General features: G+C 70.9%; 17 protein-coding genes, 1 pseudogene and 1 other annotated feature. Of the genes and pseudogenes, 4 read left to right on the plus strand and 14 right to left on the minus strand.

Annotated elements, in window-relative coordinates; genetic code table 11:
- Window positions 1–21 precede the first annotated feature (21 nt).
- The 12 genes from HP550_RS20355 to HP550_RS20410 all read right to left on the minus strand — a co-directional run bounded on the left by HP550_RS20355 (window position 22) and on the right by HP550_RS20410 (window position 13,430).
- Window positions 22–537 (minus strand): phage baseplate assembly protein V, encoded by a 516-nt coding sequence (locus tag HP550_RS20355; RefSeq protein ID WP_175349519.1) that lies wholly within the window; start codon window positions 535–537, stop codon window positions 22–24.
- Window positions 534–1,652: a hypothetical protein gene (locus tag HP550_RS20360; RefSeq protein WP_175349520.1), complete on the minus strand. Its 1,119-nt coding sequence runs from the start codon at window positions 1,650–1,652 to the stop codon at window positions 534–536. The genes HP550_RS20355 and HP550_RS20360 overlap by 4 nt, the downstream gene beginning before the upstream one ends.
- Window positions 1,639–1,962, minus strand: a complete 324-nt coding sequence (locus tag HP550_RS20365) for a hypothetical protein (protein ID WP_175349521.1) — start codon at window positions 1,960–1,962, stop codon at window positions 1,639–1,641. The genes HP550_RS20360 and HP550_RS20365 overlap by 14 nt, the downstream gene beginning before the upstream one ends.
- Window positions 1,959–2,615: a hypothetical protein gene (locus HP550_RS20370; RefSeq protein ID WP_175349522.1), complete on the minus strand. Its 657-nt coding sequence runs from the start codon at window positions 2,613–2,615 to the stop codon at window positions 1,959–1,961. The genes HP550_RS20365 and HP550_RS20370 overlap by 4 nt, the downstream gene beginning before the upstream one ends.
- A gap of 35 nt (window positions 2,616–2,650) precedes the next feature.
- Window positions 2,651–5,947 carry an eCIS core domain-containing protein gene (locus tag HP550_RS20375; protein ID WP_175349523.1) on the minus strand — a complete coding sequence of 1,099 codons (3,297 nt, stop codon included), beginning with the start codon at window positions 5,945–5,947 and terminating at the stop codon, window positions 2,651–2,653.
- A gap of 293 nt (window positions 5,948–6,240) precedes the next feature.
- Window positions 6,241–6,507 carry a type 2 periplasmic-binding domain-containing protein gene (locus HP550_RS20380; protein WP_210768357.1) on the minus strand — a complete coding sequence of 89 codons (267 nt, stop codon included), beginning with the start codon at window positions 6,505–6,507 and terminating at the stop codon, window positions 6,241–6,243.
- Entirely contained in the window at window positions 6,504–8,489 is a 1,986-nt protein-coding gene (locus tag HP550_RS20385) for an ATP-binding protein (protein WP_175349525.1), read from the minus strand. The genes HP550_RS20380 and HP550_RS20385 overlap by 4 nt, the downstream gene beginning before the upstream one ends.
- The gene (locus HP550_RS20390; RefSeq protein ID WP_175349526.1) at window positions 8,486–9,217 is read right to left on the minus strand and encodes a Pvc16 family protein; all 732 of its coding nucleotides are present in this window, start codon (window positions 9,215–9,217) and stop codon (window positions 8,486–8,488) included. Before HP550_RS20390 ends, HP550_RS20385 begins: the two co-directional genes overlap by 4 nt.
- Entirely contained in the window at window positions 9,214–10,035 is an 822-nt protein-coding gene (locus tag HP550_RS20395) for a hypothetical protein (RefSeq protein WP_175349527.1), read from the minus strand. The genes HP550_RS20390 and HP550_RS20395 overlap by 4 nt, the downstream gene beginning before the upstream one ends.
- A 68-nt stretch (window positions 10,036–10,103) precedes the next feature.
- Window positions 10,104–10,898 carry a hypothetical protein gene (locus tag HP550_RS20400; protein ID WP_175349528.1) on the minus strand — a complete coding sequence of 265 codons (795 nt, stop codon included), beginning with the start codon at window positions 10,896–10,898 and terminating at the stop codon, window positions 10,104–10,106.
- 8 nt (window positions 10,899–10,906) lie between these two features.
- Window positions 10,907–11,428, minus strand: coding sequence for a phage tail protein (locus HP550_RS20405; protein WP_175349529.1), 522 nt, complete (start codon window positions 11,426–11,428; stop codon window positions 10,907–10,909).
- A 13-nt stretch (window positions 11,429–11,441) separates the two neighbouring features.
- Window positions 11,442–13,430, minus strand: coding sequence for a phage tail sheath C-terminal domain-containing protein (locus tag HP550_RS20410; RefSeq protein ID WP_175349530.1), 1,989 nt, complete (start codon window positions 13,428–13,430; stop codon window positions 11,442–11,444).
- Window positions 13,431–14,139: 709 nt separating this feature from the next.
- Here HP550_RS20410 and HP550_RS20415 point away from each other — a divergent pair.
- From HP550_RS20415 to HP550_RS20430, 4 genes and pseudogenes are all read left to right on the plus strand, one after another.
- Window positions 14,140–14,433: a transposase gene (locus HP550_RS20415; protein WP_175349531.1), complete on the plus strand. Its 294-nt coding sequence runs from the start codon at window positions 14,140–14,142 to the stop codon at window positions 14,431–14,433.
- Between the two features lie 379 nt (window positions 14,434–14,812).
- Entirely contained in the window at window positions 14,813–15,262 is a 450-nt protein-coding gene (locus tag HP550_RS23235) for a DDE-type integrase/transposase/recombinase (protein WP_425484472.1), read from the plus strand.
- 346 nt (window positions 15,263–15,608) lie between these two features.
- A complete protein-coding gene (locus HP550_RS20425) occupies window positions 15,609–18,338 on the plus strand; it encodes a patatin-like phospholipase domain-containing protein (RefSeq protein ID WP_175349533.1) in 2,730 nt (909 codons plus the stop codon).
- Between the two features lie 161 nt (window positions 18,339–18,499).
- Window positions 18,500–19,443: pseudogene (locus tag HP550_RS20430) on the plus strand (IS3 family transposase); the annotation flags it as partial.
- Window positions 18,799–18,933 (plus strand) — a sequence feature (AL1L pseudoknot). Its footprint overlaps the pseudogene before it by 135 nt.
- A 494-nt stretch (window positions 19,444–19,937) precedes the next feature.
- Here the strand turns inward: HP550_RS20430 and HP550_RS20435 are convergent.
- A complete protein-coding gene (locus tag HP550_RS20435; RefSeq protein WP_175349534.1) occupies window positions 19,938–20,933 on the minus strand; it encodes a hypothetical protein in 996 nt (331 codons plus the stop codon).
- Between the two features lie 524 nt (window positions 20,934–21,457).
- A complete protein-coding gene (locus tag HP550_RS20440) occupies window positions 21,458–22,999 on the minus strand; it encodes a membrane dipeptidase (protein ID WP_175349535.1) in 1,542 nt (513 codons plus the stop codon).
- Window positions 23,000–23,152: the final 153 nt, after the last annotated feature.

The raw sequence follows: 23,152 nt of genomic DNA on the forward strand, positions 1-23,152 counted from the left end.
CCTCCTCGTCGCGCGTGTCGGTCAGGTGATGACGAGAGCGCCCTCGTTGATGATCACGGACTTCCCGGTCATGACGATCGAGGCTCCCTTGCCGTTGGTGATCGAGATGCCCGCCTCACCGATGACCACCATCGCGCCGGTCGGCGTCTGCACCTGCACCTGGGTGGCGGGCAGGTCGGAGAGTGTGACCGACACCCCGGTCGTCGTCTGCAGGTGGATGTTGGGGTTCAGTGGCGTCGCCCCGACCAGGGCCTTTACCGGGAACCCGTTCGCCTCGGGCCAGAACGCCCCGGTCCAGATCGGGCAGTCCGGATCACCCGCCTCGAACTCGACCCAGACCATGCTGCCCGTCGGTGGCAGGGCCACGACGGCGGCGGACCCCCGGCCCGCGAACGGCAGCGCGGGCAGCGCCCACGTCGACGGGAACAGGCCGTACCGGTCCGCGAGCTGCACCTGGATGCGTCCTTGAACCAGTGGATCGAGGCCGGGGAGCACCGTCGCGCGGTACTTGCCGAAGTACCGCGGGCCAGATGTCATGGCGAGACCTCCTGCACGCTGGAGACGAGACCGCCGCGGGCGAGCTGGAACGCCTGCTTCCAGCTGCCGCGCGCGAGAGTGTGGGTGACCGAGCGGACGAACCAGAGCCCGTCGTGCGCCGCCCCCGCCCCCCGCACGCCGACGAGCGAGCGTGCGGCGAGGGGACGGCCGTACCGGGTGAGGTCGAGGGTGCCGGTCGCCGTCACGGGGTCCGCCAGCCCTCGACCTGCGAGCAGCGCCATGAGCACCTCGGGCATCTTCATCCGCTCGGTCTCCAGCAAGGTCGTCTTGGTGGGGATGACGGGACGGGCCGCCAGCGGCGGTTTGAGCAGCGCGATGTCGGGGACCGGGACGGGCACGGAGAGGCCGGCGATCTTGACGTGGCCGATAGGCAGGACGGCGGCATTGCCGTCCACCGAGAAGCTCATCGAGTCGATGTTCGCGTCGTGGTCGAGGTCGATGCTCAGAGCCTTCTGGACGAGGCCCGTGCGCACCTGCGGCCCCCAGTACGCGGTGTTCGCCCCGGGCACCGGACCGGTCCGGACGTAGAACTCGTACCCGGCGTCCTTGGCCAGCTGGGTCGCGTACGCGTAGTCGGTGCCCTGCTGGTGGTGGTACCCCTCGATCGGGTTCTCCACGCCCTGGATGAGCGACGGGACCGTCGCCGGGACCACGCCGAACGGGATGTACCTCGCCATCATCAACGCCACCCGGGCGAACGGCGGCATCGCCGGGTACGGGAACCCCGTGAGGTCGACGGCGTCCATGTAGCCGCTGACGTCCTCGCCGGTGAGCACGAGCCGGTGCTCACCCGGCCGGCCGGTCGCCGTGACGTCCTGGCGCTTGATCGGCCCGTCGGCGAGGACCGTCGGCACGCCGCGCAGGGTCGCCACGAGCACCACGCGGATCATCGGGTCGAAGAAGCCGGTCGGCAGCAGGGTGCGGGCGATGGGCGAGGTCTTGGAGTACGTGAAGCTGAGCTGGAACCCGGAACGCGCGCCGACGGCCTGCGTCACGGTGGCACCGTCGAGCGCGTCGACGACGGCGGTGGGGGCGGGCGCCACGGCGACCGGGCCGATCCGCACGCTGAGGGTGACCGCGTCAAGCGTGGCCATCGTCGGACACCTCCAGCGGGAGGGGCACCATGAGGAGCCGACCGTCGACGTCACTGATCTGCGCCGGGTCCGCTTCGCCTGTCGCGTCGACGATGCGCCACCACAGCTCGGGGTCGCCGTAGGAGTCGTCGGCGATCGTGTCGGGACGTTCTCCTCGTCGGACCCGTCGGTGCTCGGCGGCGACGTGGCGGTCGACGGCGGGCAGGATCCGACGGCCGAGGTACACCTCCACGGTGCCGTCCTCACCGGTCCAGGTGAGCACCGGGACGGCGTTGTAGCGGCTGGACGGGCCGAAAGACGCGATGCTCACGAGATGCCTCCCAGCCCCAGCGCCTGGACGCCGGCGCCGCGACGCCCCGCGAGCCGTTCACGTCGTCGGGCGGCCGTCAGGAACAGCGCTGCGCCCTTGGACCCGTAGGGCAGGTCGTCCGTGGACAGCGCCCGGAGCCCGAGGCCCACCCTGGCCAGGGTGGGGTTCAGACGCGGGTCGAACGCCTCCTCGGTCACGGACAGCTCCGTGACCCGCACCGGCAGGGTGCGGTTGGCGCCGAGCACGAGCAGCAGCAGCGGTGACGGCAGCGGGAGGATCTCCAGCGCCCCGCGCTGCGCGAGGGCGTTCGCGGCCTGCAGCGCCGCGACGGGTGGCGCGACCATGGTCTCCAGCTCCGCGAGGTCGGCGGCGATGCCGTCGGCGACCGTGGCGGGGTTGGAGCGCGGCTTCTCCAGCCGGTCGGTCGCGTCGAGCACGACCTCGAGCCGGAGCGTCTCGAGGGGCGGCCCCACCAGGCGCAGGGCCTCCAGCCGGTCGCCGTTCTCGGTGGTCGCGCCGCGCGGGGAGACCGAGCGGGTGAGCGTCTCCGGGTTGTACTGGAACGGGATCGCGCGCACGACGCGGCGGCCGTCGGCGTCCATCACCACGAACCCGCCTCGCAGTAGCCGGGGCGCTCGCGGGAAGGTCGTCATGGTCGCTCACCTCGCTCCGTCTCTCTGCGCACAGGTCAGACCTCCTTGGCCTCGCCGCGGCCGAGCATCTCCTTGACCGCATCGAGCGGGTCGATGCCCTCCGGCTCGACCTTGATCTGGCTGAGACTGGGCCAGGTGATCTCGCCGTTCTTGGCGTACGCGATCCTCCCGAGCGTCAGCCGGACCTCGGGCCCGATCTGCGCCGAGACCGATGCCGCGTTGTAGGTCCAGCGGTGCGAGAACAACCCCCATGCGGCATACAGGTCGGCGACGAGGTCGACCTTCGCCTGAGCAGTGAGCCGGCCCTTGGCGTACGCGTCGGCCTCGAACGCGAACCCGTCCTTGTCGTAGTCGGCCGCCACCTTGACGCCACCCTCGGCCGAGATCCGCAACGTCGGGCTGACCTCGATCCCGCCCTTGGCTCCCACCGCCCCGGCGGCGACCTCCAGTCCGATGTACGCGCCGAAGGTCCCGTACAGCTCGCCGTAGGCGGGCACGGCGAGGACGCCGACCAGCTTTGCGGTGACCTTCGGGTCGTCCTCCAGCGGGTACAGCTCCCCGGTGAAGACGACGCCACGGAGCACGACCGGTCCGACCCCGTACCCCAGGCCGAGCGACCCGCGGATCTCCCCGAAGGCGGTGACGGCGGGGACGGGGGTGGGGATCGGGAACTTGACGCCGACCCCCTTGATGATCGGTACCTTCCCGCCCTCCGGCGAGGGCCACATCTTGGTGAGCGGTATGTCGCCGAGGGCGACCTGGCCGGTGAGCTTGACCCGCCGCTCCTTGGTGAGCTCCACGCCGAGCACGGGCCGCAGCGTCGGCGTCACCTGGTAGCCGACCGACCCCTTGCCCCAGTACCGACCCTCCTCGTCGAAGCTGAGGTCGACCGTGCCGTCGGCCTTGGAGGTCTTGACGGCGACGGTGGCCTGGCCGGAGAACTTTCCCTCCGGGTCCTCCTCCTTGCGGGTGTAGACCACCGTCATCGACGCCGCGGTGTTGTTCCACACCACGGCCGCGGCGCCCTGGAGGAACAGGCCCCGGTCGTTGTACCGACCGGACAGGTCGACCTTGTCCACCAGGGGCAGCGGCTTGAGCACGGTCACCGAGCCCCGGTAGCCCAGCCCTTGGCCGTCCCACCTCGCCCCGAGGACGAGCGTCGCCCCTCGGACCTTGGTCGTGACGGCGCCATCGGCGTACGGGTCGAAGCGCCCGTCCTGGGTCCGGAAGCCGATCGTGACGTTCGCGTCCGATGCCGGGATCGAGGCCGTGGACGCAGTGATCTTGCCCGACCACCCGCTCGCCGAGCTCCACTCGACGAGCCCCTCGGCGGCCTTGATGCCGGGGATCGCCCCTGCGGGCGTCAGCGTCCCCTGCGCGACGAGCGTCCCGTTCGCGAACGCGACCGTGAGCCTGCCCAGCATGAGCGGCTTGGGCGCGGGGCCGACGGAGAACATGAGCAGGCCGCTGGGCACGAGCTCGGGCGACAGCTGCAGAGCCAGCTCGCCCCCGGTGAAGCGGAACGCCGCGGGCAGCGGCGACCTGAGCTTCTCGGCCGGGATGGGTGCGACGAGCTTGAGCTCGTCCTTGGTGTAGACGACGTTGAGCGGTCCGAGGAACGGGATCGTGGGGAAGAGCTTCCCGGTGCCCGTGAGGTTGCCCTCCGGGTCGAGTGCGAGCGTGGTGAGCTCACCCGGACTCATGTAGGGGTAGTAGAAGGCGATCTTCGGGTTCTTCGCCCTGTCCAGGCGCAGCCTGCGCGACTCGCCGAACGGCGCCGCGGCGGCCCCGGCTTCCGCGCCGGCCCCGGTCGACTGGGCGTCCGCCGCCGACCCGGGACCGACCACGGCGTCGAGGACCACCCGGGAATCCGCCTTCTTCGTGCCCGACGCGCTCAGCGCGCGGCTGTCGAGCTCGCCGAACACCTCGTCGCGCTTGGACTTGGCCCCCTGCGGGCCACGGGAGTAGGTGGTGAGCCGCATGCCCGGCACGATGCGCTTGGCCAGCTTGTCGAGCGGCGTCTCGCCCGTGTCACGCACGGCCACGGTCTCGCCCTGCCCGCCGGCCGACAGTGCCATCGGCTTGCCGTCGGCCGCGGCCTTCACGGCGTCCGACCCGACGACGGCACCCGTCCGGAGCAGGTTCTCCACGACGAAGCTCGGGTCGGCGCTGCCCGCCGGCACCGTGACCTGCGGGAGCCGCAGCTGCAGTCTGCGCACCCCCGTGCCTCGCATCCCGGGTGCGCGGATGTCGTTGACGATCTGGACCAGCGCCGCGTACGTCATGCGCCCGGACGCCTGGTTCTTGTCGCTGGTCAGCAGCTGGAGGTTGGAGGGGATGGAGGTGCCACCGAGCTGCTTCTCGACGATGTGGTCGATGTCGCACTTCGCATCGGTGAGCTTGGTCGCGAGACCGGTCACCACGGCCTTGACCTGGGGGTCGGCTAGCGCGGACCGCACAGCCTCCCGCTTGTCCGCGGCGGCCTGCTGGTCCTCCGCGGCGGCGACGATCGCGGACGACAGTGCCTTGGTGGAGGTGAACCCGTACCGTCCGAGCCAGATCGACTTGTAGGACTCCGCACCTTCCTTGAACGCGGCGACGGACTCGTACGACGCCGTCGAGCTGCCCTGGATGAGCGGCGTGAAGACCAGTCGGCCGCCGGCCGCGGCCTCCTTGTAGGCCTGCTGCACCCAAGTTCCCGCGCCCTTCTCCAGGGGGAGCGTGAAGCTGTCCACCTGGACGACGAGCTCGGTGGTGCCGATGCCCTTCGGCTCGTCCGTGATCACGGTCAGCCCCGGAGGGAGCCCCTGAGCGGCTCCGGCCGCCGTCCCCGGCCCCGACGGCGCCGCCTTCGCGACGGCGGCGGTCCCCGGGGCGGACGCCGCCTTCGTGGAGGCGGGGGTCGGCACCGCGGCGGGCAGACCGCCCGGAGGCGCGGTCGTCAGCGGGCTGCGGCGCACGTGTCCGGCCGGGCCACGTCCCAGGACGGGCCGACCGCCCGCCGCCAGCGAGCGCACGGCCCGGTCGGCCTCGGCCTCCAGGTGCGGCTCGACGACGGACGTGACGGCTTCCGTCGCCGGTCTCCCGGCCTGCAGGACGTGGGCGATCTCGTGCGCGAGGAGGCCGCGGCCTCGATCGGTGTCCGGCCGATACTCGCCCCGGGCGAGGACCACCCGGTCGCCGAGCGTGAACGCTCGAGCGTCGAGCGCCGCGGCGGCGCGGCTCGCGGACGCGCTGTCGTGCACGCGCACGTGCCGCAAGGTCCGTCCGAAGCCGGGCTCCAGCTGTGCCAGCAGGTCCCCTGGGAGGGGGTGCCCGGGCTCCGCGAGCACGGCTGCCACGCTGAGGGCGACGGGCGCCGACCAGGAGGGCTGCCCTCGCGTCGCCGAGCGGTCGTGCGAGTCGGCTCGCGCCGCCTCTCGCATCGTCGGGCGGGTGGCCGGGGCACGTGTCGCGGGCGACGTCGCCCAGGTCGCGGGCGACGCCACCCGCACCGGCGCCGGCGTCCGGGTCGACGTGGTGGGGGCGAACGACGGGGTCGGACGCGTGGTCCGTCTCGGGACCCGCAGCGGAGCTGGACGGGGGCGCGCGCGGACGATCGGTGCCGCGGTGCGCGCCAGCTGTCTCACGTGGCACCGCCCGGAGTACCGAGCCGTCGGTGGATCGCGTCGGCGACGTCGGCGGCGACGCCGTCGGCACGCCGGGTGGTGAGGTCCGCGTACGCGTCCGGCCGTCGTTGGTCGGGCCGGTCCGGCCAGCCGCTCAGCGCCCGCTCCAGCGCCGCGGGGAGCGCCCGGGCCAGGCGGCGGGCCTCGACCGGTGAGTCGGAGGTCACGCCCAGGACCTCGACGCGGACCTGCACGTGGGGGCGATCGGGGCGTGGGGCGTTCATCGGTCCCCCCAGGCCACGTGCGGCATCGGCAGGTTCTGCTTGCGCAGCTCTTCGGCGAGCTCCGCCTCCAGCATCGAGCGGTCCACCGGGCCGCCGGTACCAGCGGCGAGGAACGCGGCGCCGAGCGCGACGTTGCGGATGGAACCGCCGGTCAGGGGCAGCGCCGCGAGCGCGTCGACGTCCACGGGTTCGGTGGGCGTCGCCGGCGGGAACGCCGAGCGCCACAGCCGCGCCCGCTCGTCCCGTGAGGGGAGCGGGAAGTCGACGACGAAGCGGAACCGGCGCAGGAACGCGGGGTCGATCGCGTGCCGGAGGTTGGTCGTCACGACGGTGAACCCCGAGAAGCTCTCGATCCGCTGAAGCAGATCGCCGACCTCGGCGTTGACGTGCCGGTCGGTCGCGTTGCCGACCCCGCCGCGCACCCCCCAGACGGCGTCACCCTCGTTCCACACCATGATCGCGCCCGACCGCTCGGCCTCCTCGAACGCCGCGGCGATGTTCTTGGAGGTCTCACCGACCCACTTTGAGATGATCTGGCTCAGGTCGATCGCCATGACCCGGAGGTCGAGCGAGGAGGCGAGCACCTCGGCTGCCATCGTCTTGCCCGTGCCGGACGGTCCGGCGAACAGGACCGCCACCCCGCGACCGCGCCAGCTCCCCCGCCCTCCCGTGCGCTCGGCGAAGCCCCAGTCGTCGAAGACCTGGGAGGCGTGCCGCACGTGCAGCTCGACGCGCCGAAGCGTCGCCTCGGTCGCGGCGGGCAGCACGATGTCGTCCCAGTCGTACGCGGCCTCCAGGATGCTGACCCCGGGCAGCGGCGCGGGATCGACCGCGCGCGCGGCCGCGTGCCACAGGCTGGCCGTCGCGCTCGGCTCGTCGGGAGCCACGTCGATGCCGCCGGCCGCGCAGGCGACCGCGGTGCGGACTGCCTCGGGGCCGAGCCTGAACTGGCCGCTCACGCGGCCCAGACCGCGACCGACGCGGGCCGCGCGCGCCGGCCCCAGCGCCGCCGTCCAGCGGGCGCGGGCCGCGACCGGGTCGTCGGGGGCCTGCGGGACGACGCGGAGGGCTCGGCACAGGCCGCTCGGAACCCGGTCGCCGGTCATCACGACGTGGCCGACCACCCGGTCGACGAAGGCGGTCGTCGCCGCCGCGAGCCGGCCGTCCGAGTCGGTCGCCGCGGCATCCAGGACCAGCGCAGCCCCGTCGAGGGCCGCGTCGCGGGTCCATCGCGCCGCGAGCCGTGCGCGCTCGCCGGCATCGTCGGGAACATCGGCGGCAGCGATGCGCCACGGCGGCAGACCGAGGGCGTGCAGCGCTTCAGCGACCTCGCCGGCGGTGGACCCGGGCACCAGGACGAGCGGTGGTAGGCCCGGCCGTGTCTCCGCAGACGCGAGCGCGCCTGCCAGAGCGAGGCTCAGGCGGTCGGCGGTCCGCGGGCCGGCGGGCACGGGCACCTCGTGCATGTGCGCGACGACGAGCGGGTCCCGGGCGCTGTGTCCGAGGAGCCGGTCGAGCACGGCCAGGTCCAGGACGAGCCTGCTCTCGATCCGGGGGCCGCGCAGGTCCACGCAGACCATGTCGAAGCGGACCAGCGGACGGTCGGTGGCGAGGGCCTCGGGTCCGAGGCCGGGTATGGCCCGGACCGCCAGCCACAGCGGCAGACCGTCGCCCGCGACCCCGCCGGCGGACGCGACGGCGTCGGCCGCGGCGCGCGCGACGGCCTCGCTCGATCCTGCTGAGAAGAGGAGGGCGACCAGCGCCTGCTCCGGGGGTGTCAGGTCGAACCCGTCGCAGAGCCGGCGCAGTGCACCGGACGGGGACGAGCCCCGGACGTGGTCCCAGACCGGGGCGAAGGTCGTCGGCGCCACGGTCACCGTGCCGACGTCGGCGAGCGCCTGCAGCGACACCGCCTCGGCGAGCGTCGCGAACGTGCCCGCAGCGGCGGCCGGGACGGTGCCCCGGGTGGCTTGCGCGGTCATGGCAGGGCCTCGGCGACGGTGATCACGTCCGGCGGCATCGCGGTGTCGCGGCCGGGGTCCGGGCGGATCCCGACGCGCGGCTCGTCGACCGGTGTCGCCGCAGGGTAGGTGTCGCCCACGTCGAGGAACACCGTCGTGGCGAGGAAGAAGGCCGCCGGTCGCATCGGCGACTGCAGGGCGGACCAAATCTTGGTGGACAGGTCGACGTCGACCGGAGCCTGCGCGAGGGTGATCTGCTGGGGTTGCTGGGCGGGGTCGTGCAGCGGCTCCGTGGGGAGCTTGTCCATCAGCGAGGTCGGGTTCGCAGGAACCGTGATCCCGCTCAGGACGGCGAGGATGAGAGGCCGCGGGACGACCCCGTGCCGGGTCAGTGCGACGATGCCGAGTCCCAGGAGCACTTCCCGCTCCAGGTCGGCACCCGTGACGGCGAGCATGTAGTGCAGGTCCAGCGCGAGCGGCGAGCGGCCCGCCACCCGGCCTGCGGAGTCCAGGTGCGGCTCGTACATGTTGCGCCACGCGGGGTTCGGCGCCGCGTGGTGCAGGAACAGGTGCACCCCTGCGGGCTCGGCGGGCTGCCCACCTCCGCCATTCGGTGGCGGCGCCGGCCGCGGTGGCGGCTCTACGGAGACGGTGGGTGCGGCGAGCGTGCCGTAGGCGGCGTCCAGCCGGCGCTGGATGATCGCCCGGAGCACGACCGTCGTCGCGGGGATGGCGAAGTGGGCGGTCATCCCTCCCCCCGCCCTAAGGCGGCCGGTTCGGCTCTGCCCGCGAGGTAGTCGGTCAGGGTCGGGCCCAGCTTGGGTCGGCGAGCCGCACTGACGCTCGAGGTCGGTGCAGGCGGGGCGACCGGCGCGGGGACGGTGACCTCGAGCCGCCCGATCTCGACGACGACGTAGGGCGTGGTGTCCGAGTCGTCGACGACGCTGTCGCGCGCCTGCGGGGCCGGGGGCGGCTCACCCGGAACGGCGAGGACCGCGACGGGGTCGCGCGGAGCCTGGTGCGCATCGGCCCGTGCCGGGTGAGCCGCCCCTGCGACCGGGACGAGGGGCATGACGTCCCGCGTGCCGGGCACCGGCGGCGGCTGGTCGCCCGTCCCTGCGCCCGGGGTCCGGGGCGCCCCGTCGCCCGCTGCGCGCGACTCGACCACCGCTCGTTGAGCCGACGGCTCGAGGGCCGCGGCAGACGGCAGGACGCGGTCATCGGGCCCGTCCGGTGCGGGCCGTCGATCCTCGTGCCCGGGTACCGGCCCTGGGCGCCGCGGCGCCGCTGAGAGCACGACGTCCGCCTGTGCCGACCGGGGCGGGGCGCCCTCGGGGGATCTGCGTGACCGGTCGCCGCTGACGTCGTCGTGGCCGGTGACCCGATCCCCGCCGGCGTGCCAGGGCTCGAGCGGCGGCGCGGTCGACGTGTGAGGACCTGTCGAGACGGTCCCCGGTCCCTGCGGCTCCGGCTCGACGACCGACCAGGCAGGACCGGGGGCGTCCGGGTCGGGTTCGAACACCGAGCGCGGGCGCGGGGCGGCGAGCACCGCGAGGTCGTCGTCCACCCCAGGTGGGTGCCCGATCGAACCCGCGCGCAGCAACGCGGTGCGGTACGCCCCACCCGGCATCGGCCTCACCCCGCCAGTGCCGGGACGGAGCGCACGGTCGTCCGGGCGCCGGTGATGAGGTCGACGTAGCGCCGTCTGCGCTCCACGGGCAGGTCGATGACGGCGTCCTCGGACCAGCCGTACCGACCGGCGATGACGTCGACGTCGCGCATGAGCCCGTCGACGAGCAGGTCGAGGTCCCGCGCGACGAAGTCGGCGGGATCCGCGTCGCCCAGGATCTCCGCACCGCATCCCGCGCAGCTCAGCGCGACGCGCACCGCACCGGCCGGGTCGAGGGCCTCCCACGCCTCGAGAAGGCGCTCGAGCTCGGGCGGACCGACCGGCGTGGCGTCGGTGTGGGTGCCGGTGCCGGTGTCGAGACACGTGACGGAGGCGAGGTACGCGAGCCCGCGGTCCGCGGGCATCCCGGCGGCGCCGGCCAGGTCCGCCAGGGTCGGCAGCCGGAACCGGCGACGTGTCCCGGCCACGACGACGGTCGCGCTCGCGTCGGCCGGCGGCTCGGGAAGACCGAGCACCATCCGCGCCGGCAGGAGGAACTCGTTGGGCACCTCGCACCGCGGGCACACGACCACGGCGTCGATCGGGCCACCGACCAGCTGCTCGTGCAGCCGGAGCAGCGCCTGGTTGCGCTGGCCGAGCACGAGGGCGTCCACGGCGGCACCGGTCAGCACACGGAGGAACGCGGTCACCCGCTGGGCGGCGCTGTGCTCGCGCCCCAGCGACCAAGATCGGAGCACGCGGGCCGGGTCCGGCGCGGGGGTCGGGTCCGGCGCGGGGGTCGGTGCGGTCGGCAGGTTCACGGGCGCGGTCAGGGCTCGACGAACACGGGCTCTGCCGGCTCAGGGACGGCGTAGTCCCGCTCCCAGCCCTCGTTCTCGAGCTTGAGCTTGGCGATCGCGACGGCGTTCGCGTTCGCGTCGAGGTCGGGCAGTGCCTGGTACTCCGAGACCCAGCACCGGTAGAGGGTGTAGCTGAGGACCACCTGACCGGCCTCGTTGAGCAGCTGGAGGATAACCTCCTTGCGGAAGTCGGCGAGCGACACCTCCCCGCCGGGCAACGAGCCGAAGTTCCACACCTTGTTCGCCCACTGCTCGAACGCCTGGTCGTGGGTGACGCCGCGTTCGAGGGTGACCGCGTCGTACTCCGTGCGGCCGGGTGACTTGTGGGACGAGGAGGGGTCTCCGCCGCTGCGGTGCTTGACGACCTCGGAGGTGCGTTTGAACGCGGTCACCTTGGAGACGCCAGCGACGTACCGCCCGTCCCACATGACGCGGAACTTGAAGTTCTTGTACGGATCGAGCCGCGTCGCGTTGACGGAGAACTCACCCATGATCAACCCCTGTTCAGGCGGTCGGTTGGACGATCTGGCGCAGGCTGATGACCACGAACTCCGAAGGCTTCAACGGTGCGAAGCCCACGACGATGTTGACGATTCCTTGATCGATGTCCTCGGCCGACGTCGTCGACGCGTCGCACGCGACGAAGTACGCCTCGCGTGCGGACACGCCCTTGAACGCCCCCTGTTGGAACAGCCCCTGCATGAAGGCCGTGCAGCTGACTCGCAGTTGGGACCACAGCGCCTCCCCGTTGGGCTGGTGGATCGCCCACCGCAGCGACTCCGACAGCGAGCGCAGGATGAAGTTCGCGGTCCGCCGCACCGGGATGTACTTCCACTGGCTGCCCAGGGCGTTCGAGCCGTCGACGGTGCGCGAGCCGAAGGCGACCGTGCCGTAGATCGGGAACCGGCGGATGACGTTCACCGCGATCGGGTTGAGGAGCCCGTGCTCCTCGTCGGACAGCTCCACCGACGGGCCGTAGACCCCTGCGAGAAAGGCTTCCGTCCCGGCCGGGGCCTGCCACACACCTCTCTGGGAGTCGGTCCGGGCGATCACCCCGGCGACGGCCCCGGACGGTGGGTGGGCGATGACGGTCCCTGGCTCGAGCGGGTCGTCGACGCGCACGGTCGGGAACCAGGCACCTGCGTGGCTGGACTGGAAGCCGATCGTCTGCGTCTTCCACGCCTCGGCCGCCCCTACATCGAGCACGTCCGGAGGCGGGTCGACCACGAGGAACGCGAACTTGCGCGCGCAGATCCGCGCGGCCTCCGCGTACACGGTGGGGACGTTGGTGTGGTGCAGAGCCCGGCCGTCGGTGGTCTTGGGGCGCACGAGGTCCGGCAGGCAGAGCAGGTTGAAGAACGGGTCGGGGGTGTCCAGGGCGCTCACCGCAGCCTTGAAGGCGGCCGACGTCGGCTGCCCGTGCGCCTCACCGTTGTCGCCTGCCGTGGCGGCGGACACCGGCGCCGCGTCGTACGGCTGCCCGAGCTGGTAGCGCGAGGGATTGACCACCGCACCGGTGCCGAGCCCGTACTCGGTGATCAGCGACCTCGCGGCGGCGGTGGTCGGGGCGGTCAGTGCGACGGTGGCGTCGTGGACGCGGGCGGCGCCCGGTACGGACGTGGGCGCGGTCAGCCGCAGACGCAGGCACCGGCCGCCCTCGAACACCGCCCCCTCGAGCGAAGCGGTACCGAGCTTGGACGCCTCGCCGGGGTTGGCCCGGATCGCCTCGTTCACCGCGGCGACCAGCTGTGTGACCAGCGCCAGGGGACTCGTCGGCCGGCTGCTCCCGTTCGGGAAGACCGTGACCTCCATCGCCGTGATCGACGCGGCGGCGTCCACCTTGCCGTCTGCGCCGCGCCGGCTCACCCCGACGGTGACCATGACGTCCTTGTCGAACGTGCCGACGGCCCCGGGTGGCTTGGTGATGACGTGGACGGTGCCGGTCGCCTGGGGGCCGTTCTCCCCGACGCCCGTCAGCTGCAGCCTGACCAGGCGTGACCCTGTGGCGGGGTCGTTCACCACCGCGTCCGCCGTGCGCGCGCTCCCCGCCGACGTGGTGAGCCCACCGAACCGCTCGACACGGCCGCTCACGGTGTCCAGGACGGTGAGGGTGAAGCGCTTCTTGTCGTGGGCGGGCGACCCGGACGCGTAGGGGTTCGCGCCGATCTCGAAGGGGTCGATCTCGACGAAGATCCCGTTGCTCGCGCTCCCGGAGCTCAGGGCGGTGAGCACCAGGGACGTCTGTGCGCCGTCGTCCCGCAGGACCGTCGTGGCGGCCGGCTTGGACTTCTCGGGCGGGACCCGCACCACGTACGCCTGTCCGCCGCCGTTGGCGAAGAAGTGCAGCACCGAGTACGACAGCGAGCTGGTCCGCCACAGGCCGCCGAAGCTGCGCTCGAAGTCGCCGTAGTTCAGGCATCGGATGGGTCTGTTGTCGACGCCCGACCGCGTCGGGCCGACGAAGAGGGCGACCGACGTCGTCGTGCCGGCCACCGTCCGACCACCGGAGCTCAGCTCTTGCGTATACACGCCCGGATATGTGGTCGATAGCATTCTGCACCGCCCGCGGGAATGATGCGTCATGTGTATGGGGCGCGCCCAGTTCCGGCCTCGACCGTGATTCAGGACCCACCGTCGAAGAATCGTTCAAGAATGCGCGCGCAAGGAGCCTGCCTGGCCGCGTGAACCGTGGGCGAGCAGGCCGGTTCGTACACCTCGAAAACTTTCCAGCACATCCAGAGAATGCCGGATCGCAGGCGTTGGTCAACACCAAGGTTTACTCGCCATGTGGCGCGCCGGTCAAGGTTGCTCGAAGCAGGCCCGCCGCAGCCCGACCAAGGCGGTGACGACGGGCAGAATGCCGAGGGCCGGTCGTGTCGAGGACCAGGTTCTACCAGGTCTCGCGCCAGACATCGACTTATCGTCGCTCGTCGAGCGGGCAGGTGCGTGGGCGGACGCGCGCCCACCTCGCACCCGCGGGAAGCGAGACCGCCCAGAGCACCAAGGGGCCGCGATCGCCACAGCGCTGACCGTCGTCGCGGTCCGGGTCCTCCCCGGCACGTGAACCGAACCGGAACCCGCGCCCACCCCAACCTCGTCGGCCTCCACGAGGACCCCCGACACCCGACGTTCAGTCTCACGGGTCTGCTGCACGGATAGGTGACACCTGACCTGTGGTGCCGGATGGCATCGCTGGGAGGATGTGCATCGTGCCCAGGCCCTACCCCAGGAGTTCCGCGCGGACGTCGTGGCGGTCGCTCGTCGTGGTGATGCTCCGATCAAGCAGATCGCGGCCGACTTCGGAATCGCCGAGTCGTGTCTGCGGAACTGGCTGCGTGATGCAGACGTCGAGGACGGCAACCGCCCCGGCGTGACGTCGAGTGAGTCGGCCGAGCTGCGTGAGCTGCGCCGCCGCAACCGGCTCCTCGAGCAGGAGGTCGAGGTGCTGCGCCGCGCGACCGCATACCTTTCTCAGGCGCATCTGCCGGGAAAATGATGTACCCGCTCGTGAGAGAGCTCGCCGGTGACGGGATCCCCGTCTCGGTGACGTGCCGGGTCCTCAAGCTCGCCCGACAGCCGTACTACCGCTGGCTGACCGCCCCGGTGACCGCGCATGATCTGGTCGAGGCGTACTTGGCGAACGTGTTGTTCGACGCCCACCTCGACGACCCGAGTTCGGGCACCGGCTCCTCGCGGACGAGGCTCACCGTGCGGGTCTGCGAGCGTGTGACCGGCGGGTGTGGCGGATCTGCCGGGACAACGCCTGGTGGTCGGTCTTCGGCAAGAAGTGCGCGAGGAACGGCAAGAAGGCCAGCCCGCCGGCTCACGACGACCGGGTGCTGCGGATCTTCCGGGCGGACGCACCGACCCGGGTTGTGGCTCTGGGACATCACCGAGCACGCACGGCCGAGGGGAAGCTGTACCTGTGCGCGATCAAGGACGTGTACTCCAATCGCATCGTGGGGTACTCGATCAGCGACCGTATGAAGTCCCGGATCGCGGTGAACGCCCTGGCCAGCGCAGTGCAACGGCGTCGTGACGTGGCCGGCCGTATCGTGCACTCGGACCGAGGCAGTCAGTTCCGCGCAGGAAGGTCCTGCGCGAGCTTGACCCGCGGCACGGTTCGGTCACCAGATCGGACTGGTGCTTCGGGCTCCACACGAGAGAAGGTCGGAGCCATGCCAAAGGCGTACCCGGCCGAGCTCCGTACCCGAGCGGTCGCGCTGGTCCAGGTTGGGAGCCCTGCTCGTGATCGGCGTGCAACCGCCGTTCGCGCGGCCGGTGGGTGGCCGCCGTCGAGCTCGGCGCACTGTCCCTCTGGCTGACTGACCTCGCCCTCTCAAGACGCGGCCGGCCCGGGGAGCGATGCGGGAAGCCGCCTGCGTCTCCCCCGAGCTCGACCAAGTTCTTCGGGCAGCCGCGGCTGCCGGGCAGGCAGAAAGCGCTCGATCGCACGAGGCCTCAGGCTGCGTCGCGCACCCGGGGCGGATTCTCGTCGCGGCGTCAATTTGCACGCGCCTTACCGGGCAGGGAAAGGCGGGCCGAGACGCAACCGCCCGGCCCGTCCCGCAACCCATACAGACGTGCTCGCCGACACATCGGGTCATGAGCTTAAATAGATCTGCGGCAGCGAGGGGGTGCCGCCCACGGCACGGACGTCGAGGAGAGGTCATGGCCGTCATACGAGGGTCGCAGGCCCGGGTTGCACTGTTCCAACGTCTCGGGGCCGCACCGCCAGGGGCTCAAGCCCTGGGACCGGCCAAGTCCGGCCCTGGTCAAGCCGAGGGGACGAACCCTGCAGCCAGCCCCGTTCTCGATCGGATCCTCGAACGTCCCGACGAAGCGTTGAAGACTCCAGACGGCTTTGCGATCAGCGATCCTCCTGAGTGGCTGTGGACCGAAAACAAGTCGGTACCCCCGCTGCGCGATTCCAAGGCTTACCGTGAGTCCGACCACATAACTCGGCTGTCGCCCGCTGAGTCCAGGGACCTTGCGCCGGAGGACCGCAAGGCCTACGACAAGTCGAGCGCCGACGTCACAATGAAGGGCGGCACGACATCCGGCGTCGTCTATCCGCTCGCTGTGTGCGAAATCGCCCGAAGTTTCCACCTGAACGTCGGGGGCGCATCCGCAGGCGCTCTCGCTGCTGGGCTCGCCGCGGCCGCGGAGACCGGGCGTCAGGAGCAGGACCGCCAGCGGCAAGAACAGCGCCGGCAGGACCTTGAGGAACCATCGTTCGACCCGGAGCGCCGGGAGAACGGTCACGTGCGCCCGGGGTTCGTCGGGCTGGCCGACGCGATGGCCTGGCTGTGTGAGCTCGACGACGAGCCGGACGGACTCCTTAGGTCGAAGGAGCGATACCGGCTCGGGCGGATGTTCCAGGCGAACGGGCCTGGGCGCCCGCTCTTCGGGGTAGCGGTCGCGGTGATGCGCCGACGTTGGTGGCTAGTGCCTGTCCGCTTCGTGCTTTCGACAGGCTGGCGGTCTGTCACCGGGTCGATCCTGGTCACCGCAGCCTCCGGCTGGGCGGTCGTCGCGTCGAGCCCGCAGGCCGGCGCCACCAGCATGCCCACGGTCCTGTCCGTCCTCGCGGCGATCGGCGCCATAATCGCCCTGCTTGTCGCGCTAGTCGGAGGGCTCGCTGCGCTGGTCGCAATCGGCGCTCTTGTGGTGCGTGGCATCCGGGCAGTCGTGCGCGGGCCCTGGAGCGATCAGCGACAGGGTCCCGACGGCGACCCGGTTAAGGACGAACCGCGGAGGCCGGTGCGCCGGCTCGCGAAGATCGCGCTCGTCGGCCTCGTGACAGCCGCCGCGGCAGGACTCGTCGCCTGGTGGCTCACGGACGCGGCCGACCTGCTGTGGGTTGCCGTCGTCGGCGGGATGCTCGCCTACGTCCTGCTCGTGACGGTCGCCCTCGCCGCCGGGCTCTGGCACGTGATGCGCACGGCGGGAGACCACGGGTTCGGCCTCATCCCAGGAGCCGAACCGTCGGAGGCGGAGATCGACGATGCGAGCAGACCGTTGCTCTGCTGGCTCTCCGACACCCTCTCCGAGCTGGCAGGCTTGGAGAGAGGGGAGATCCTACGGTTCGGACACCTCTGGTGGGGGGCAGGCTACGACCCCCAGAGCCCGCCCGACGACCACGCGACCACGACGATGATGGATGACCCGCGCTCCCGCCTCGTCAACCTCGAGCTCGTCACGTCGGAGGTCGTGCAGGGCCGTGCCTACCGATTCCCGCTCGCCACGGCCGAGGAACTGAAGGAGCGGGACGGCAGCGCGCTCTACCTCGACCTCTCGGACCTAGATAAGGGGCCACACCTCGTGCCCGCGGCCGTTCGCACGGTACTCAAAGCGCGCCACGCCGAGCAGCTTATGGCGACCGACATCCGGACGAAGAAGCAGGTGACGCTCGTCCCGCTTCCCGATCCGCGGGACCTCCCGGTCGTCTTCGCGATGCGCCTGAGCATGTCGTTGCCCGGGCTGTTCCAGGCCGTGTCGATGTACCGCGTGGTGGCGTCCGGCGACGTCCGGGACGAGTTCGGCAGGACCCTGACAAAGAACGGTGTGGAGGTCCGGTACCCGCCCGAGCCGAGCGTGGGCAAGGCAACTTGGTGCGAGCGCCTCTGGTTCACCGACGGCGGGGTCACGTCGAACTTCCCGATCCACTTCTTCGACTCACCGCTGCCGAGGTGGCCGACGTTCGGCGTCAGTCTTAGCAAACATCCACCGGGCTACCGGAGCCAGGACGTCTGGTTGCCGCAGGACTGGGACTTGAAGAGCGCGCCGACAGGCATCTTCGGGTCGAATCTGGCCGCCTTCCTCGGCTCGATCGTCAACACCGCGCGAGGGTGGCGCGACAACGAACAGATGTTCATGCCCGGCTGCCGCGGCCGCATCGCGTGGGTCCGTCAGCTCTCGGATGAAGGTGGCGCCAACCTATATATGCCGAGGGACCGCGTCGCGTCGATGTGCCTTCGCGGTGTCGTGGCTGGGGCACGGCTGCGCCGTCGGTTCGAGTCGTCGGAGTACCGCGAACGGGCGCAGTGGATCCGGATGCGCGCCGCGCTGGCCAACCTGGACGAGCTCGCCCGGACCGTCGCGGACGCGCTCGAAGGTGAGCCCTACCCGGGCTTCGCGTCCGGTACGCCTCTCGCAACGCTCCCGGGCGACCCCGAGAACGAGAACGCACGGCTTCGACTCAACTTGCCACCCGTCCCGACCTATCTCGTCGCAGACCGCGACAAGAAGGAGTACTGGATGGCTGTGCGCGGGCTCCTCGAACCACTACGCACCTACGCAACCGCGCGCAGAGGCGCCGGAGCGGCACCGGTGGACGGGGTCCTCTCCCGCAACACACCGAAGCCGGCACCGGAGCTCCGCCAGGTGCCGCGGATCTGATGAGGCCAACTCGACCCTAACCGCGAACGGCCCGAGAAGAACACGGTCCGTTTGGCTCAGTGGCACGGGCGCGCCAGGTCCTTCCTCGAATGCCAACCTCCTCACTATGAATCGCCCTGGGTTGCTTGGAGGCTCCCGACCTTGGAAACGAGGATGGAGCCATGCCCAGAGATCTGTCGAAGGGGAAGCCGACCACGCGCCGGTACTCACCCGAGGAGAAGGCCGCGGCGGTGCGGATGGTCCGGACCTTGCGCGCCGAGATCGGTGCCGAGCACGGGACGGTCCAACGGGTCGCGACCCAGGTGGGCTACGGGACGGAGTCGGTGCGCCTGTGGGTCCGCCAGGCCGACATCGATGACGGGCACGCGCCCGGGGTGAGCACCTCGGAGTCGGCCCGGATGTGCGAGCCCGAGCAGGAGAACCGTGAGTTGCGGCGGGCCAACGAGCTCCTCAAGAGGGCCGCGAGTTTCTTCGGGGCGGAGCTCGACCGCCAACACAAGAAGTAGTCACGTTCATCGACGCCAACCGCGAGGACGTCGTCGAGGGCAGCCGGCTCGGTGTCGAGCTCATCTGCGAGGTCCTGCAGGTGGCACCGAGCACGTACTACGCGGCCAAGTCCCGCCCACCGTCGGCGCGGGCCGGCCGTGACGGTGTCCTGCGCCCGGCGCTGCGCGATCTGTGGGAGACGAACTACCGGGTCTGCGGGGCACGCAAGCTCTGGAAGGCGGCGCGCCGGGCGGGCTGCGGCGTGGGCCGTGACTTAGTCGCACGCCTGATGCGGGTCGAGCAGATCGAGGGCGTGGTGCGCACCAAGCGGGTCCGCACGACCTGGGCCGACCCGGTCGCGGCCCGGCATCCGGACCTGGTCAACCGGGACTTCACCGCGACGGCGCCGAACCGGTTGTGGGTCACCGACCTGACCTATGTGCCGACCTGGGCCGGGGTCGCCTACGTGTGCTTCATCATCGACGTCTACTCCCGGATGATCGTGGGCTGGCGCGGCGCGTCGCACATGCGCACCGAGATGGTGCTGGACGCGATCGAGATGGCCCGCTGGTCCCGCGGGGCCCGCCTCGAGGGATTGACCTGTCACAGCGATGCCGGGTGGTCGGTTTCGAGGGCGGGCGCTGCGCGGCGCGCTCGACGCCAGTGACGGACGCACGAGTCAAGCCGTGGCGCATCGTGGCACAGAGCCGCCACCGGAACGGCCGCCGCAGAGACAGGAGCGGTCGGCGGAATTCGCCGCGTCGCTCAGGGCCGACGAGCGACCGTGTGGCGCTGCGCCGGTGGTCATGCCGTCGCCCCGGCGGCGCGAGCACGCCGCCAGGTGCACATACTGCCCGGCGGCACGCCGCTCGACACCGCGCCGCCGCGCATGCTGAGCGACGCAGCTTTGGAAGACGCGTCCGAGGTGCGCCGGTGTGCGGCGGGCTGGTGGACCCGATCTTCCCGACCGTACTCGATCCCGAACCGGACCCCCAAGGGGGTCGGCGGCGAGCAGCCCGCGCGCTCGCTCCTGCTCACGTCGACGACTCCGGAGAACAGTGGCCGTGACGCGTCTCAGGCCATGCTCCCAGACCACGGGTGCGGTCGCCCGACCTACTCCACCGTGAGGGTGTCTGGACCGGAGACACCATGCGGTGTCACGACGACGACGGTGTACTCACCTGTCGGCACGGGCGCCACGACGAGCTCGGTCGCCCCGCCGCGGCGCACGACGTCTTGCGTCGGCGGTCTGTCCAAGGGCACCGCTGAGGGGCCAGAGAAGCGGACGTAGATCTGATTCCACGTCACCGACGCGGGCATGTTCACGACGCTGATGGTCAGCTTGTCAGTGGCCTTCGTGGGGTGCGGTGTGATCGAGGCGATCCGCAGTCCCTCCGTGGCGACAGCCTTGGCGCCGACATACGTCAGCGCGGCGAGGCTCGTCAGTCCAAGGATCGCCGAAGGAATCTCTGGCAACGCAAGCGTCGACTCAGCCTTTTCGGCGTACTCGACGATCGTGACGACGAAGGCGCCCAGGAAGTACATGATCGCGACGAGCGAGAAGATCCAGTACTGGGTGTCTGTCAGCGACAGTCCCCCCGCGTCGTTGCGGCTGATGTCGCCCAGCGTTGGTTCGTCGGTGGTCGTCGGCGGAACCGTCGCGACGCCGACGGAACTCGCCGACTCGCTCGAGGTCTTGCCGCCGTTCTCCGCCTTCGAGGCGGTGATCCCCTTGGCCGCGACGGCAGCCGCGAAAGGGCCGCCCAACAGGAGGAAGTAGGAGTTCCACTCCTGGCCGAAGGCCTTTGCCGGCGTGAGGTCGCTGAACCACACCATCGCACTGAGGAACACCAGAGCGGTGGCGAGCACCAGCGTCCATGCGGCGACCATGCTCTTGCTGGTCGAGAACCGTCCGTCCGCGCCGAGGACGACCTCGAAGTAGCCGAAGCGCTTGCGCTTTTGTTGTGGACTCGTTGTTCCGGCGACCTCGAGCGTGACAAGCAAGACGATCAGGAAGACCCCACCGACCGCGCACGCCCGCGCCACATCCCGCCCCGCGTCATCGCTGTCGTTCCACCAACGGATGGCTCCCACCACAGGCACCGCCACGAGTGCCACCGCGAACCAGAACCGCCATCTCTGAAAGAACATCGCCTACCCCCGATGCGCCCGACCTCGGAGGGCGACGTCGAAGGCCGTGCGTCGGACAGGCTCGCGCCCCCACCGGCCTGCCAGACGAAAGCAACGGTACAACCGTGACATTCCGGACCGCCATCCTTGGCGGGCGAGGCAGGGTGCGCGCCGCCGTCTGCCGGTCGATGGTCGCTCCGGTAACGCCGCAGCACGAACCTCAACGTGCCCGGGTCGAACGCGAGACGCCCGATCTCTGGACGGCCGAGACCGGCAGCAGTTGCCCACCAGGAAGCACCACGGCGACGCGCGTCCCGAGCCGCACCACGTCCTCGGTGAGCGCCGCACCCACTGCCACGACCCGCGGGCCCAGTTCCCCTAGCCGTCCGTCGACGTGCTGCACCCGCTGCGACACCCTGGCCCGCGCAGTTAGGGCGCCCCAGGGCGGCGGGTCGAATTGACGGACCTTGCTCGTGCGGCGAGGCGGGCGCGCGCACGCCTGCTCAGAGAAGCGGCAGGTCGACAATGCCCGCGATCCCGACGTCGTCGAACTGCGGCGTTGATGCGATAGGCGAGGCATCCAGGAGTACCGCGCCGGCGGCCGGCGTCCCCGCGTGTGTCGCGCGCGGCCGCACACCGACCGCCCGCTCCCAGACTTGGACGTACTGCTCGGCAGAGCCCATCAGCGGTGCGAGGTCCTCCTGGTCCAGGCCCTGGTTCTCCAAGTCCGCAATCAGGTCAGGCAGCATGCCGATGTGCGCAAGTCCATCGGTGTTCAGATCGAATACCTTCTGCCCGACCACGCTTCGTCCCATTTCCTTGCCGGTGGCCAGCGCGATGAAGGGGTACGTCATCTCTGGTGCCATGCCGGCAGCCGGCTTGGCGCCCTCCGGCCCGAAGCGCGGGCGAAGGAGGCCGGCGAATCCGTTCATGTCTGTCCCGATTCCGACTCCGGCGCCGCGACCGTACGTCTGTGCGTACGAGTAGCCCTGAAGGAACGTGTTCGAGGTGTCCGGTTGGGTGTGCTCAACGGTGTGTCGCCCGCCGCGCCATGTGCGTACGTCATCGAGGCTGCTGCCCTGGTGGACGATTGGGCAAACCAGGCCGCCGAGCGCCTGTATGCGTTCGACCTCGCTGGCTAAGAGGTTCCCTTCGTGAGCCTTCTCGCTGCCACTGATCTCCACGAACCCCGTGTGGCCGGAGATGACCGGATAACCGACGTTCTCGCAAATGGCGAGGGTATCGGCCCGGGTGCGCTGAGACATGTGGTCGACGTCGATGAGCATGCCGCGGTCGATCACCATTCGAACCAGTGTCGCGCCCAGAGGTGTCAGGCCGCGCACGTTGCGTACGCTGCCGCGGTACGTGTACTCAGTGGAAGCCTCGAGCTTCACCGGGAACGGCGGGAAGATGGTCTTGAACCCAGCCGCCTTCCACCAGGCCGGCACGTCGTCGGCGTTGCCCTGTAGGTCGAGCGAGAACGCTGTCCCCCCGAATGCGTTGTCGCCGAAATGGACCGGGAAGATGTGCCGGACGCCTGCCGCGTAGTACCGGTCCAGCCGCTGCTCGAGCTGCGGTTCGCTGATCTTCGCGTCGGGACGGGCGCCGAACATGTAGTCGACCTCAATCCCGAGGACCACCGCCAGGTTGCCGCTCTCGGCAACCTCCCGCGCCTCCTGTGGAGTTTCGACGATGCGGTACCAGCCCCTGCCCTGCCCGCCGGAGCGACGGTCGATGTCGGCTTCCATTGCCCGAGCGGCAGCCAGTTGCAGGTCGACGGCTTCCATGTCGTCGCACGTGCGCCCGGGCTCTTTGTTCGCCAGCTCGCACAAGGGCTCGTTGTTCACAGCGAGCATGACCAGGACGCGCAAGCCGCCGTCCACCGCTCGGCGCAGCCAGTCTTCGTGGACGCTCTGATGAGTGATGCTGTCCCATCGTGGCCAGCCGTCGAACTGCGGGTAGCCCCCGACGAGGTGCCCGGCGACTGCGGACCAGGGCTGTTTGGTGATCATAGTGCGGGCCACGTTGCCCAGGATGTCGCCCATTCCAGCGTCACCGTGGTACGGGGTGCACCATCGCAACGCCTGCTCTATCGGGCCCCACGCACGCCCCCAGACTGCCTTGCCGCCGAAGCCTAGGTTTGCGTGCTGGTGGTTGTGCGCGTCTATAAAGCCTCGAATCATCCGTGCCCCCACCTG

It is taken from the genome of Cellulomonas humilata, from assembly GCF_013359775.1.
GTDB classification, from domain to species: domain Bacteria; phylum Actinomycetota; class Actinomycetes; order Actinomycetales; family Cellulomonadaceae; genus Cellulomonas; species Cellulomonas humilata.